Consider the following 14,133-nt stretch of genomic DNA (forward strand, 5'->3'; position numbering starts at 1 on the left):
TACAAATTACAGGCAATAAAAAACGCGCTGCTTCTATTTAATTAAAGAAGGGAGCGCGTTTTTTGTATCTGCCTTTAACTAAATTCTAAATTAATTAAACGCTAGTGCAATCACTAATAATGATTAATCGTTATTGGTGCGACGACGGCGTTGGCCATTACCGCCAACAGATTCACGCTTTGCCCATGGGTTTTGCGCGCTGTCATCTGTTTTAGCTGCTGGCTTTTTAGAACCACCACGGCGTGGGCCGGTACCATTACCACCATTGTTCGGCTTTTTGCTGTTAGGCTTGCTGCTATCAGATTTAGGCTTATTAAAAGGCTGCTTTTTCTTAGGCTTTTTAGCCGGCAGTGGGCGAGCATCTAATGCGCGTTCAGCTACTGGGTTAATAGGCTCAAAACCGTCTTCCTCAGCACGTGGAATAAGCTCACCAATAAAGCGTTCAATACCATATAAATCAACAGCATCATCAACCGTTACAAACGAAATCGCATGACCCGACGCACCAGCACGGCCTGTACGGCCAATACGATGAACATAATCTTCATATACGTTTGGTAAGTCGTAGTTAACAACATGCGGTAATTCAACAATGTCTAAGCCACGTGCAACAATGTCTGTTGCTACTAATACGCGTACTTCACCACTTTTAAAACCATCAAGTGCTTTAACACGTGCGCCTTGTGATTTATTACCATGGATAGCCGCGCCTACAATGTCATCGCGTTCAAGTTGTTTAACTAAGCGGTTAGCACCGTGCTTTGTACGGCTAAACACTAATACTTGTTGCCAATCGTTAGTGCGAATTAAGTGGCTTAGCAATGCTGTTTTACGTGTTTTATCTACCGCGTAAACGCACTGAGTAACACTTTTTGCAGTGGTATTTTTTGCTGCAACTGAAATTTCAACTGGGTCATTAATTAACCCTTTTGCTAATGCACGAATTTCATCTGAAAATGTAGCCGAAAACATCAAGTTTTGACGTTTAGCAGGCATTTTAGCAATTAAGCGTTTAATGTCGTGAATAAAGCCCATGTCTAACATGCGGTCAGCTTCATCGAGTACAAGCACTTCAACGCTATCAAATTTAACTGCATTTTGATTATGTAAGTCGATTAAACGACCCGGCGTTGCTACTAAAATATCAACACCTTTACGAAGACGCTGCATTTGTGGGTTAATTTTAACGCCACCGTAAACTACAAATGAACTCACATCAGAATGCTTAGCGTACTCTTCAACGTTTTCGCTTACTTGCAAAGCAAGTTCACGTGTAGGCGTTAAAATAAGCGCACGTACGTGATTGCTTTTAGCTTTAGGACCCGACGACAAGCGCTCAATAAGTGGTAATGTAAAACCCGCTGTTTTACCTGTACCTGTTTGCGCTGCTGCCATAACGTCACGGCGTTCAATAATTGCAGGAATTGCTTGAGCCTGAATCGGCGTTGGCGTTTCATAGCCCTTTTCTAAAACCGCATTAACCAAAGACTGTGATAAACCTAAACCTTCAAAACTCATATAAACTCTCTTTTAAATAAGGCTACATTAGCCAGTTGCGCGCATTATACCTGTAGTAGCTAAGAATGCATGCCATTATTTACGTTGCAGGCAATTGAGCATAGTTTATTAAAGTTAAACCTGTGATTAAGTTGCTTAAAAATGCAAAAAACGGCCATAAGCCGTTTTTTTTTATACTTAATTACTCTAAGTATTAGAGTTACTTAACACCTAACTCACGCAAACGTTCTTGCAAGTAGCTATCTGCCGTGTAGCGCTCTGAAAGCACAACATCTGGATGCGGGTGTAAAAATAACGGTAATGAAATACGCGATTTAGTAGATGCTTTACCCGTTGGGTTAATTACACGGTGAATTGTCGATGGGAAATACCCGCCCGACGCTTCTTGTAGCATGTCGCCGATATTAATAATTAAGCTGCCAAAATCACATGGCACGTCTAACCAACCGCCATCTGTTTTTTGAACTTGTAAACCAGGCTCATTAGAAGCTGGTAATACAGTCAATAAATTAATATCGCCATGGGCTGCTGCGCGAATAGCACCAGGCTCTTCATCACCCGTCATAGGCGGATAATGAAGGATACGTAACAATGTTTGCTCAGAATCGGCAATCATGTCTTTTAAATCAATTGAAAACTTAGCACGCACATCAGCTGGTGCTTCAGCCTGAACCCAGCTTAATAATGTGCCAGCAAATTCACTTGCTAAACGGTAGTATTCACGTACATCAGCCTCAAGCTGGGCAGGAACGCGACCTTTAGGGTACACATGAAAGTACTCTTTAATGTCTTTTATTGTAAAGCCTTTCGCTACTTCTGATACTGAAGGCGGAAAGTAACCGTCTTGAGTTTCTTTAGAGAATAAAAAGTCGTGCTTTTGCTCTGAGTTAAAAAAGTCTTGCCAATTTTTGTAAATAGACTCAACTAAAGACTGTGGGATTGGGTGGTTTTTTAAAACGCCAAATCCAGTATTTCTTAACGATTCAACAAATTGTGCAGCCGCATCGGGAGCTTTATAATCAACAGTAGGTAATTGCATTGTACGTTCCAGTGAATAGGTTGTGTGAAGTGAGTTGCTTTTAATAGTGCTAAATTACTTATATAAAGTAGCAAAGCCTTCATTATAGCGCTATGCGAGGATAGACAAATGACCTCAAAAACATAAGGACATATGTCCTCAAGACATGGTCACCGTCACTTTGCTTGATCAAGATCAACTTATAAAAAAACGTTGAATTTGCAAGGTTTAGTAACTATCTCTGGTCTATTATTAGAATATATTTTATTTGTGTAAATAAGGCTCCCCATGCGACAAAAAGTATCTTTTAAAAGCGGCGATTTAGAACTTGCCGGCCAACTTGAACTTCCCTATGGTGACGTTAAGTTTTACGCGCTATTTGCACACTGCTTTACATGCGGTAAAGACATTGCAGCAGCTACACGGATTAGTCGTGCACTCACACAGCAAGGTATCGCCGTACTGCGTTTCGACTTTACCGGTTTAGGTAATAGTGATGGCGACTTTGCTAACAGTAACTTTTCATCAAACATTCAAGATTTAGTATCTGCGGCAAATCATTTACGTGAGCATTTTGCTCCGCCGCAACTACTCATTGGCCACAGTTTAGGCGGGGCAGCCGTTCTTGCTGCTGCTGAGCATATTCCTGAAGTATCGGCTATTACAACCATTGGAGCACCGTCAGATGCGCAGCACGTAGCGCATAACTTTGAAGCACACCTTGATGAAATTAACGCAGAAGGTGAAGCTAAAGTTAACTTAGCTGGTCGTGAATTTACCATTAAAAAGCAATTTATTGACGATATAGCCAAGTACGATAAAAGCCACATAAGTAAACTTAAGCGCGCATTATTAGTAATGCACTCCCCTATTGATGCGACTGTAAATATTAGTGAAGCTGAAAAAATTTATGCATCAGCTAAGCATCCTAAAAGCTTTATTAGCCTAGATAACGCCGATCACCTTTTAACAAATAAAAATGATGCCGACTACGCTGCACAAATAATTGCAACGTGGGCAAACCGTTATGTTAAGTACGACAAAACTAAATACACGGCAAGTTTAACGGGTGGTAATGTACTTGTTGAAGAAAAAGACCATGTATTTACTCAGCACGTAAGTACAAAAGATCATACTTGGCTTGCAGATGAGCCAATAAAAGTAGGCGGTAAAAACTTAGGCCCCGATCCGTATCATCACTTATTAGCGGGGCTTGGTGCCTGTACGGCCATGACACTACGTATGTACGCTACACGTAAAAACTTACCACTGGAGCATGTTAAAGTAGAACTTGATCACACTCGCGATTACAACAAAGATTGCGACGATTGTGAGCAAACAGGTAACCTTGAAGCCATTACTCGTAAAATCACTTTACGTGGCGACTTAACAGAGCCTGAGCGTCAGCGTTTACTCGAAATAGCCGACAAATGCCCTGTGCATAAAACACTACATAACAACCCAGTTATTGTAAGTGAACTGGTAGAATAACTGCCGTAAAATTAAAATAGCGCAGGTCACACTGCGCTATTTTAGATGGACAATAAAGTAATCTCACAATCTGAGATAAAATATAGAGGTTGAATAATAGGTACGACTCTAGTAAATTGTTAGTAAAATTATATAACCAAGGATAGGTATAAATAGTATGAATAAAAATACTTACTATGAGCGCAATAACTTTTCAATTTACGAAGTAACAAACAAAACAGGTATCGAGTTAACTTTATCTGAGCTGAAACAAATTGAATTAGCTATGCTAATTACCCCAAAAGCATTAACAACTTTTATTAATATATTGCACAACCCTGCTAACTTAGATGAAAAGAAAAAAGAAAAATTCGAATCAATTATGAAACAATACGGTTTTGTTAATTCGGCTAAATTTGAAGCAACACGAACATTTCTTATTCGCCAAGCTCGTAAACTAATAAACCTTATCGGCTCCATGCTTTTAACTCCTCATAAGCTTTATAAATGCGCAGGGTTTGGCGATGCTACTTATTATGACAGATATGGGATTATAGGGTTTGGTAAGAGCTTTTTCGAAGTAGGAACTGACAGAAAAGTTGATACTATCGTTCACGAGTTTAGTCACGCGGTATGGACTTCTGAAGATACAGCATATAACGCTAGAACAGCTATGAAAGAGCTTAATATAATCGCTCGAAACGCACGAATAAATCAAAACGCCCAATATAGGAAAGAAATTCTATCCTCTTCATACGCATTTGAAAATGCAGTACGAGCAGCCCAATGAAAAAAATTATTATTTCCATAGTTTGTTTAATAAGTTACTCATCTCTTGTTAAGTCTGAAGAAGTTAAAGAAAGCCCTATCGCTACCTCCTCTTTCACTTTTTGTCATCTAGATACTAAGTGTACAACGAATATTAGACTAGCTAACACAACCCCGTATCAAGTTAAGCTAAGCTCTCTCGCTTTTAATGAACAAGGAATCGATTTAAATTCGATGTATGTATTTGAAGAAAGTAGATACTACGATTTAAAAGAGAATAATTTAGATACAGGTATTTCAGAGCAACCCATACAGGGACGCAGACGTGCCTACAAGCAATTATCATCATTAGAATTCGAGCCACTAGAAGTCAAGTTTATAGAGCTAAAGGGCATAGAAGAGAGGTTTGCATTAGAGCCAGGGAAAAGGTATATGGTGGGAACACTTACTCCATTTGTAAACTTGTACATTAATGGTAAGTTTGCCGATATCATCACAATTAGAACAAACTATTCACTGTTAACAATGCCTACAGAAGATATGGAAATAAAAGAACGACCAATAAAACAGTTTGCTACACCGCAAGGGTAACCTGCAATAATATACATGCTTTGTTTAATACCACTCAAAATTCTGCGTCAGCTTAAACCTTTATATATCAAGCCAGCTTAAAGTTGGCTTGATTATATCTTGCCTAATTATCTAAAAACGCCACTACTTCTTTACTCATTCTATCCACCATTTTGGTCCGCCATCATACATATAGTTATGGCGTGATTTTTCTATTAGTGTTTGTGTAACAGGAAACTTATCCAACTCTGAATCGTTTAACAACACATTCGCATCAGCTGGGTAATCACTACCGCGAAGTGTAAGTACGCGAATGCTTTTATTGCGCGGGATCAACATGCGGCGATGATCGAGCGTAATAATAGTGCTAACTTCGTTTGGATAAATAGAGCCATATAATGCGGAAATATCCCCGCCATTAGAATGCCCAAATAAGGCGAGTTTTGTAAAGTCGTACGCTGGGTATTTACTCGCTAGCTCATTAACTAAAAACTTAAGTGTTACTACGCCACGGTGCCAGTTTTCCATGCGAGTGGTTAAGTAAGGCTGCTCACGATTAAGGTAAGGGTCGCTTTTTAGTTCGTGTGCAACGGCTACTGTTAAATATCCACGCTGATTAAACGCATTACTAACAAACGTATATTCATTATGGCTAATCCCATAACCTGCGTTAATGAACGCGACAGGGCATTTTACTTGCGCTGTACACTTAGCATTGTTACTTGGTAATGTAATATTGATAGGAATAGTGCGATCGCGGCTTTGATCAGTTATAACGCCATCGTTTGCATAGCTTGTTGCGCCTATTACTGATGTACTTAGAGCTAGTGCGCTTAATATAAAAAGCTTTTTAAGTGTTTTTTGCATATTTAAACTTATATAAATTATTGTTTTTAATTAAAAATAACTTTTACTTTATAGCTTTGCATTCTCTATTGTCAAACTATGCGATAATAGCCGCCATTGTTTAAATATATTTAGTAAAAGATCCAATAAATGAAATCATACAATAGCATTCAAGAACGTATAGAAATTTTAGAAGACAAACTAACGGCAATACATGACGAAATCGAAACACTAAAAACCCCTGCTAAAAACAACAATGAACGTATTATTTTTAAGTTTATTGAAACAGGCAGCACAGGTAAAACGAAGGATTTTGTTCGTGAGTTAGGTATTAAATCACCACGTGACGGTTTGTTTTCATCAGGTGACGTTACAAAACTAATTAAAGATGGCGCTGAAGATATTTCACCTGCGTTATTAGAAATCGCAAGACAGCTTGCCAGTGCACGTAATAAAAATGGCCCTAGCCGTTAATTACGCAGTCACGCAGTATCTAGAAGCCCAGCTAAGCTGCCGCTTCTAGATATGTAATCATATTAAACTAAATTAATCACAAAGCTCTATATTAAGGCTGGTAAGCAAATTAAGTGCTTCGAAGCGATCAAACTTAGCATTCGCTAACATATTATTATTCAAATCTATATTAAATGCTGTCGCACCTACAAAATCACATTTTGTTAGGTTAGTTTGAAAAAACTCACTATCGCGAAAATCTGTTCCTGTAAATTCACTACCGCTTAAATCAGCATGTCTAAAATCAACATTTTTGGCAAAGCAGTGTGTTAGTTTGAGGGCTTTGAGGGTTAATTCAAAAAAAGAACTATTACTGAGCTCGCAATAATTAAAGCTCACCGGTGCGTTAATACTAAGCGCTGGCCAATCCACGTCAGTCCATTGCAGACTATTTAATTTACAGTGGCTAAAACTTACATCTTCAAGCGAGCTGTAGTTCCATTTTAGTGACGATAAATTACAGTTTTTAAAGTTGCACTGTATAAATCGGCAATTTTTAAACTGCCCGTCTGAAAAGTCGCAATCGGTAAATGTGCACTCTTCAAACTCAGAATTTTCAGTTAGTTGCTCTTCGTGCTGCAAAGCATTAAATTGCTCGTCGAAGTAGTGATTATTATTTGAAATTGACACTATTAACCTAGTTTTTAATGGGCATAGACGCTATTTTTAGGTAAATCTTTTTTAAGCGCAAGCACTGCAATAAAAATCAAAGCAAATAGTGGAAATAGCGCTAAACAGCCACCCACAAAAGCTAAAACCCCCGGCATAGTACTTTTACGCTTACCTATTTTGTAGCTAATTACAGCAAAAATAGGAATACTCAGCACAATAAAAAAAACTAAGAACTCACCAAATAAGGTTGCATTGATCGACATAATAATTCCTTTTTCGTCTGTTCGGTTAAAATACACTCTGCTGCAAATTTAACCACAAAAAAACCCTTAAGCATATAACTTAAGGGTTTTTAAATTTAGCTCAATAAGCTAAACAAAAATTACTCTTCGCTAGGTATCGATTTTTCAACAACACTAATTGCAAGCTCAGCTAACGAATCCATATTAGGCTTACTAGGCGCGTTAGTTAATAAACACGACGCTTGTGTTGTTTTAGGGAAAGCAATAACGTCACGAATGTTATCGGTACCACATAAAAGCATTGCTAAACGGTCAAGACCAAATGCTAAACCAGCATGTGGTGGTGTACCGTATTTAAGTGCATCAAGTAAAAAGCCAAACTTGTCTTGTTGCTCTTGCTCGTTAATACCTAAAATTCTAAATGCAGTTTCTTGCATATCTGCATTATGAATACGTACCGAACCGCCACCCACTTCGTAGCCGTTTAATACCATGTCGTAGGCATCTGAAATAGCCGCAGCTGGATTTGCTTCAAGCTCACTTGCAGTAATATCTTTTGGTGCAGTGAATGGATGATGCACAGCATGTAATGTGCCTTCGTCATCTTCTTCAAACATTGGGAAGTCTACAACCCAAAGTGGTGCCCAACTATTAAGGTTAGTGATTTCTAAGTCAACACCAATCTTAACGCGCAGTGCGCCCATTGCTTCATTTACTGTATTGCGCTTATCGGCACCGAATAAAATAATATCGCCAGACTGTGCATTAGTACGCTCAAGTAATTTTGTGATTACGTCTTCGCTTAAAAACTTAGCCACTGGCGATTGAACACCTTCAGCGCCTGCAGTGTGGTCGTTTACTTTCATCCACGCCATGCCTTTAGCGCCGTAAATACCAATAAACTTGGTGTAATCGTCAAGTTGTTTACGAGAAAGCTTAGCGCCACCCGGTACAGTTAACACAGCAACGCGACCTTTTTCGTCGTTAGCCGGACCTGAGAAAACATTAAACTCTACGTCTTTAACTAAATCTGCAACATCAACTAATTTCATTGGGTTACGTAAATCTGGCTTATCAGAACCGTAAAGGCTCATTGCCTCGCTGTAAGGCATGATTGGAAAATCGCCTAAATCAACGTTGAGCAATGTTTGCCACATCTCACGGATCATTTTTTCAGTCATACCACGTACTTGATCAGAGTTCATGAACGAGGTTTCTATATCTATTTGGGTAAATTCTGGTTGGCGATCGGCGCGTAAATCTTCATCACGGAAACATTTAACAATTTGGTAGTAACGGTCAAAACCCGACATCATCAACAATTGCTTAAACAACTGTGGAGACTGTGGTAAAGCGTAGAAACTACCTTTATGAACGCGGCTTGGCACTAAGTAATCGCGTGCGCCTTCTGGCGTTGCTTTAGTAAGTACAGGTGTTTCGATGTCTAAAAAGCCGTTTTCATCTAAAAAGCGACGAACAAAGCTGCTTGCTTTAGCACGTAATTTAATACGGTCACTCATTTCTAGACGACGTAGGTCTAAGTAACGGTATTTTAAACGACGCTCTTCTGAGTTTACTTGGTTAAAATCAAGTGGAAGCGGTTCAGAGCGGTTAATAATTGTAAGCTCAGTACCTAAAACTTCAATTTCACCTGTTGCCATATCTTTATTTACTTGGCTATCAGGGCGTGCACGTACAGTACCTTTTAGCTGAACACAAAATTCTTGGCGAAGTGTGTTAGCTGAACTCATTAACTCTTCAATGTCAGAGTCGAATACAACTTGTACTAAACCTTCTCTATCGCGTAAATCGACAAAGATAAGTCCACCAAGGTCACGTCGTTTGTTGATCCAGCCACATAGTTCAACTTCTTGATCTACGTGAGTTTTATTTAGCTGTCCGCAATATATAGAGCGCATAGTTTTCCTGTCAGATAAAAGGCTTAAACGGTTATATTTATTTGTTTTAAGGCGTGTGATTTAAAAAACAGGTCACCACAATACAAATAAAGCCGCTAGCAATCTAAAAATAATCAAATTAAGCCCTGCATTATACTCAACTAACATTAAGATGCTAGGGCGTGTGCCGCTTTTGCCCCTGAATTTACAGCAGCTCGTTTTGTTATTTGCTACACTATCGCCACTTTATAATAAGGCGCTAGTTTGTATGTTATATATTGGATGCCCGCAGTGGTCGAGTAATGCATGGAAAGGCAATTTATTTTCAAGCCAATGTAAAAACGCCGATATGCTTAGCCAATACGCCCAACACTTTAACTCTGTTGAAGGTAATACCAGCTTTTACGCTGACCCATCGCCAAGTACCGTATTGCGCTGGGCAAACAGCGTACCCGATGATTTTAAATTTACGTTTAAGTTTAATCGTCGCTTTAGCCACGAGCTGCACCTAACTAATGTTCAAACCGAGCTCACTGATTGGCTTAACTTGTTCTCCCCTATTTTAGAAAAAACCGGGCAAATCATGCTGCAATTACCTAAAGCATTTGGCCCTGGTGACTTACCCAAACTCGCCCAATTTATTAGCCTGTTACCAAAAGAGGTTAATTACGGTGTAGAGGTACGTCATACTGCGTTTTTTCAAAAGGGTGAAGCCGAAATTGCGCTTAACCAATTATTAATGGCAAATAACATAAATCGTATATCGATGGATACTCGCGCCCTATTTGCGGTAAAACCAACAACCGAAGCGCTAATAGATGCACAGCAAAAAAAGCCCCACTTACCGGTACATGCAATAGCTACTGGATCAGAGCCTATGGCGCGCTTTGTAATAGCCGATTTACAAAACGACTATAAACCCTTTTATAAACCGTGGCTAAGTAAAGTAAAACAATGGCTTGATGAAGGAAAAACGCCCTATGTGTTTTTTCATACGGCAGATAACCGAGAAGCGCCATTATTAGCAAGGCAGTTTTGCAAAGACCTTGGTTATGATCACAAAGCATTAAACCCATTTACTGGCGAAAAAGAAGCCCACCAGCCAGCACTTTTTTAAAAGTAAAACGACAGAGAAATAATAATGAGTAAATACGCACATTACTTTACCGGCTACCCAGCTAACATTGTTGAGCAAGTATTAAGCCTTATAAATAACAACAAGGTATGTGACTACTTACTTAAAAAGTATCCGCAAGCACACACTATTACCAGCGATAAATTACTTTATAACTACGCAACCGAGCTTAAAAAACAATATTTAAAAAATGCGCCACCATTTGGTCGTGCGGCGTTTAAAAAACAAGGCGACATGGTGACCAACGCACTCGGTACACATACGTATCGAATGCAAGGTAAAACCCGTAAACACGATTTAGCGATAAACAGCGACTTGCTCCGCGCTCCCGAGCCGTTATTAAAAGCGTTAGTGGTACATGAGCTCGCCCACTTTAAAGAAAAAGACCACAACAAAGGTTTTTATCAACTTTGCTGCCATATGGAGCCGAGTTATCACCAGCTAGAGTTAGATTTAAGAATTTTTTGTGTGGTAGTCGCAATGGGAGAAAATCCTTATTTAAAATAAGGATTTTAGCGTTACTTAAATGAGTATAAATAACGCCATACTTAAGTTAATGTTTCCTTTCATAACCAAACGCCCATACCCAGTCTTTTATCCCCGTAAGCAGCTCACAACTTAACGCCAGCCCTTAATAAAAAAGTTTAAAACTACATAATTGCCCTACATTTGAGAACTAGACTCTTAAAAGTTAATTTAATCTTTGGAGTTTTTAAATGATGAAAAATACCCATGCCATTTTACTCAGTGCCCTGTGCTGCTTAACCTTAAGTGCCTGCAACGAGCAAAACAGCCAATCACTTGAACAATCAAACCTCAATGATTTTACTCTAACCAGCTCAAAAGTAAGTGATGGCGGTAATTTGCCTATTACTTATACATGCGATGGGCAAAGCATTAGCCCCCCACTTAACTGGAGTGGAGCACCTAAGGCAACCAAATATTATGCGTTAATTATGGATCATAAAGCGCCAGAGGGAATGCATTGGTATTGGACCATGTACAATATTGCCGCCGATAAAACACAAATTAAAGCGGGCGAAACCCTCGGTGAAGTAGGCTCTAATAGCGTAAACGATTTAAACCAATACGCGCCGCCTTGCTCTAAAGGTCCAGGTGAAAAAAGCTATACTTATACTGTGTACGCGTTATCTGCACCGGTTACCTTTAATAGCGATACAAAGGTAGATCGCTCAGCATTACTCGCTGCTGTAAAAGATATTACGCTCGATACTGCAAGTATGACGGTTAAATACTCGCGAAGCGCCAGTAGCGCCGAGCACAAACCTAATACAAGACCAAAACCAAATGAGCAACCAAAGCCTGATAAATCATATTTAACCGCTAACGTAAAATCACCTCGTTGCGATGCTATTACACAATCAGTAAGTCATGCAGGGTTTGATAAAAGCGTATCTGTTACGTGCGATGAACAATATGCTTATATTGTCTCATCTACTTATCCTGATCATGAAGTAATGACTGGTATTACAGGTACTAACGAGCAAATACCCGTTCCAGCTAAAGACTACGCCGCACCTATAAAACTAAACCCGAAAAAAGCAAAAACAATAACAACAATTGATGCAGCCGTAGGTGTTGCCGTTAATGGCGTACCAATATACGACTATTCTTCGCAAGGTGAACTAGACGTAAATAGCTACGATGAAAAACACGACACTTTAGCACTCGGACAGTTAGATATATGTGGCGGACACGCAGGGCGAGGTGATGACTACCATTATCATGTATCGCCAACGTGTATGATTGACACAATGAAAAACCAATCAAGCGATGCCATTATTGGTTGGGCTTACGATGGTTACCCGCTGTATGGTAGTAAAAACCCAGACGGCAGTGCAATTGCCAAAGGTGACCTTGATGTATGTAATGGGCAAGCCGACGACACATTTGGCTACCGCTATCAAACATCAGCTACGCCGCCGTATATTATTCAGTGCTTAGTAGGTGAAGTAGATACCGCAAAATTACCAAGAGTGTCACCACTGAGTGGCGATACTCAAGGTATAAGAGCCGACTTACGCCCGCCACAAGGAGGCGTTAAAAACCTAACGCACACAATCTCTGAAAACGGCAGCCGTACAATGAGCTACTCATACAAAGGCGAAAACTACTTTACTACCTACAGCCCTGCATCACAGGGAAAAGACTGCTATAGCTTTAAACAAAAAACCATCAGTAATAGTGGCAAAGTTCAAACAGGTACATTTTGTAGAGGTCCGCAACCAAATCACCTTACTCCAACAGTCACTAAGCAAAATACAAATCCTGCCATTACGGGCAAGCATAACTTAAAACTAGAAGCATGGGCTGATAACTGGTTTACAGCCTACATAGGCGAGCAGTTACTTGTTGAAGATTCTGTACCAATAACCACAGAGCGCTCATTTAATGCCGAAAGTATTACGTTTTCTGCAAACTACCCTATTGAGCTTAATTTAATAATTAAAGACTTTAAGCAAAACGACACTGGGCTTGAATACATCGGTGCTAAAAATCAGCAAATGGGTGATGGCGGTTTTATTATGCAACTTACCGACACCGATACAAATAAAGTAATTGCGGTAAGCAATAAAAGCTTTAAATGCGAAATACTTCACAAAGCGCCGCTTAACAAATTATGCGAAAGCGAAACAAACCCTGTAGCGGGCGAAGGCGCTTGTACGTTTATGTCAAAAGAAGCACCAACTGACTGGCTGCAAAGTAACTTTGACGATACGAATTGGGCTAATGCAGTAGAGCACAACTTTGCCGATGTAGGACCAAAAGACGGTTACGACGATATTAACTGGGATGAAAATGCAAAATTCATATGGGGCGAAGACTTAGAAACCGACAACACCCTTATTTGTAAAGCAATTATTGAGCAACCTCAATAAAAGGTAGTAATTATGTATTTTTTAAAAAAATTAAAATGGCTAATGCTCGCGTGTATTTTAACAAGTATGAGCGCTCAAGTGAGCGCCCATGTATTAAAAAACACAACAGCCCAAGTAATTTTAAGAGACGGGCAAGTTGAGGTTAAAGTATTAACTAATGCTGAGCACTTAATTTCAGCGCTGCAAAGCGAGCAAGCTTGGCTTATGGGCGATATTGATAAGCTTATGCCTACAAACTTAAGTGCAGAGCAACAAGAAGAGTTTGCAAAAAATGCACTTAAACAAAAAACGAGCTTACGTGTAAATCAGCAAGTTATCGTGTTTGAACGCGTCATTTTTACCACCAGCAACAACAACGAAGCGCACGACCTAGAAATTGTTTTTCAAGCGAAGCACACATTTACAACAGTAGATGAGCTTGCCATATCGTTCCCTAAAAGTTTAGGTGCAGTACACGCAAGCTTTGTAAAACCACAATATAAGTTACTGGGTGCTGGCGATACCGCAAAAATAAAGTTCTAGTCCAAATATCAACATATCTAAAAAGCTTACTTAAAAAGGATTTTAGTAAGCAACTCCCCAAATACGCTAATTGTAGGCACATAATCAATATGCAATACTGCTTGGTACGTTAACACATGAT

The 14,133-nt window shown here is 39.4% G+C and carries 13 protein-coding genes and 1 pseudogene; 8 read left to right on the forward strand and 6 right to left on the reverse strand.

Annotation, left to right across the window (positions count from 1 at the left end; all coding sequences use genetic code 11):
* Positions 1–123: 123 nt before the first annotated feature.
* Together H5160_RS16700 and H5160_RS16705 are read right to left on the reverse strand one after the other, a co-directional pair.
* Complete coding sequence (locus H5160_RS16700) at positions 124–1,518, reverse strand: DEAD/DEAH box helicase (RefSeq protein WP_024595752.1); 1,395 nt, start codon at positions 1,516–1,518, stop codon at positions 124–126.
* Positions 1,519–1,717: 199 nt separating this feature from the next.
* Positions 1,718–2,557, reverse strand: a complete 840-nt coding sequence (locus tag H5160_RS16705) for an isopenicillin N synthase family oxygenase (RefSeq protein WP_008172584.1) — start codon at positions 2,555–2,557, stop codon at positions 1,718–1,720.
* A 267-nt stretch (positions 2,558–2,824) separates the two neighbouring features.
* On the opposite strand from H5160_RS16705, the gene H5160_RS16710 reads away from it, so the two are divergent.
* The 3 genes from H5160_RS16710 to H5160_RS16720 all read left to right on the forward strand — a co-directional run bounded on the left by H5160_RS16710 (position 2,825) and on the right by H5160_RS16720 (position 5,365).
* Positions 2,825–4,027, forward strand: coding sequence for a bifunctional alpha/beta hydrolase/OsmC family protein (locus H5160_RS16710; RefSeq protein ID WP_182738072.1), 1,203 nt, complete (start codon positions 2,825–2,827; stop codon positions 4,025–4,027).
* 157 nt (positions 4,028–4,184) lie between these two features.
* Entirely contained in the window at positions 4,185–4,796 is a 612-nt protein-coding gene (locus H5160_RS16715) for a hypothetical protein (protein WP_008139084.1), read from the forward strand.
* On the forward strand, positions 4,793–5,365 hold the full coding sequence (locus H5160_RS16720) for a hypothetical protein (RefSeq protein ID WP_008139086.1): 573 nt from the start codon (positions 4,793–4,795) through the stop codon (positions 5,363–5,365). Before H5160_RS16715 ends, H5160_RS16720 begins: the two co-directional genes overlap by 4 nt.
* Positions 5,366–5,468: 103 nt before the next feature.
* On the opposite strand, the pseudogene H5160_RS16725 reads toward H5160_RS16720, so the two are convergent.
* Positions 5,469–6,211: pseudogene (locus H5160_RS16725) on the reverse strand (alpha/beta hydrolase).
* Between the two features lie 129 nt (positions 6,212–6,340).
* Between H5160_RS16725 and H5160_RS16730 the strand changes: the two are divergent.
* Positions 6,341–6,664, forward strand: coding sequence for a hypothetical protein (locus tag H5160_RS16730; protein WP_002959968.1), 324 nt, complete (start codon positions 6,341–6,343; stop codon positions 6,662–6,664).
* 72 nt (positions 6,665–6,736) lie between these two features.
* Here H5160_RS16730 and H5160_RS16735 read toward each other — a convergent pair whose 3' ends face one another.
* The 3 genes from H5160_RS16735 to aspS all read right to left on the reverse strand — a co-directional run bounded on the left by H5160_RS16735 (position 6,737) and on the right by aspS (position 9,476).
* On the reverse strand, positions 6,737–7,333 hold the full coding sequence (locus H5160_RS16735) for a pentapeptide repeat-containing protein (RefSeq protein ID WP_182712729.1): 597 nt from the start codon (positions 7,331–7,333) through the stop codon (positions 6,737–6,739).
* Between the two features lie 14 nt (positions 7,334–7,347).
* Complete coding sequence (locus H5160_RS16740; protein WP_002959972.1) at positions 7,348–7,578, reverse strand: hypothetical protein; 231 nt, start codon at positions 7,576–7,578, stop codon at positions 7,348–7,350.
* Between the two features lie 119 nt (positions 7,579–7,697).
* Positions 7,698–9,476 (reverse strand): aspartate--tRNA ligase, encoded by a 1,779-nt coding sequence (aspS, locus tag H5160_RS16745; protein WP_182738074.1) that lies wholly within the window; start codon positions 9,474–9,476, stop codon positions 7,698–7,700.
* Positions 9,477–9,723: 247 nt separating this feature from the next.
* Here aspS and H5160_RS16750 point away from each other — a divergent pair, with 247 nt between their 5' ends.
* The 4 genes from H5160_RS16750 to H5160_RS16765 all read left to right on the forward strand — a co-directional run bounded on the left by H5160_RS16750 (position 9,724) and on the right by H5160_RS16765 (position 14,012).
* A complete protein-coding gene (locus tag H5160_RS16750) occupies positions 9,724–10,572 on the forward strand; it encodes a DUF72 domain-containing protein (RefSeq protein WP_039488545.1) in 849 nt (282 codons plus the stop codon).
* Positions 10,573–10,596: 24 nt separating this feature from the next.
* Positions 10,597–11,097 (forward strand): M48 family metallopeptidase, encoded by a 501-nt coding sequence (locus tag H5160_RS16755; RefSeq protein WP_182738075.1) that lies wholly within the window; start codon positions 10,597–10,599, stop codon positions 11,095–11,097.
* Between the two features lie 209 nt (positions 11,098–11,306).
* A complete protein-coding gene (locus tag H5160_RS16760; RefSeq protein ID WP_182738077.1) occupies positions 11,307–13,490 on the forward strand; it encodes a YHYH protein in 2,184 nt (727 codons plus the stop codon).
* A gap of 12 nt (positions 13,491–13,502) precedes the next feature.
* Entirely contained in the window at positions 13,503–14,012 is a 510-nt protein-coding gene (locus H5160_RS16765) for a hypothetical protein (RefSeq protein WP_182738079.1), read from the forward strand.
* The last annotated feature ends 121 nt before the right edge of the window (positions 14,013–14,133 follow it).

Origin of the sequence: Pseudoalteromonas sp. SG43-4 (genome assembly GCF_014164325.1) — a bacterium.
GTDB classification, from domain to species: domain Bacteria; phylum Pseudomonadota; class Gammaproteobacteria; order Enterobacterales; family Alteromonadaceae; genus Pseudoalteromonas; species Pseudoalteromonas distincta.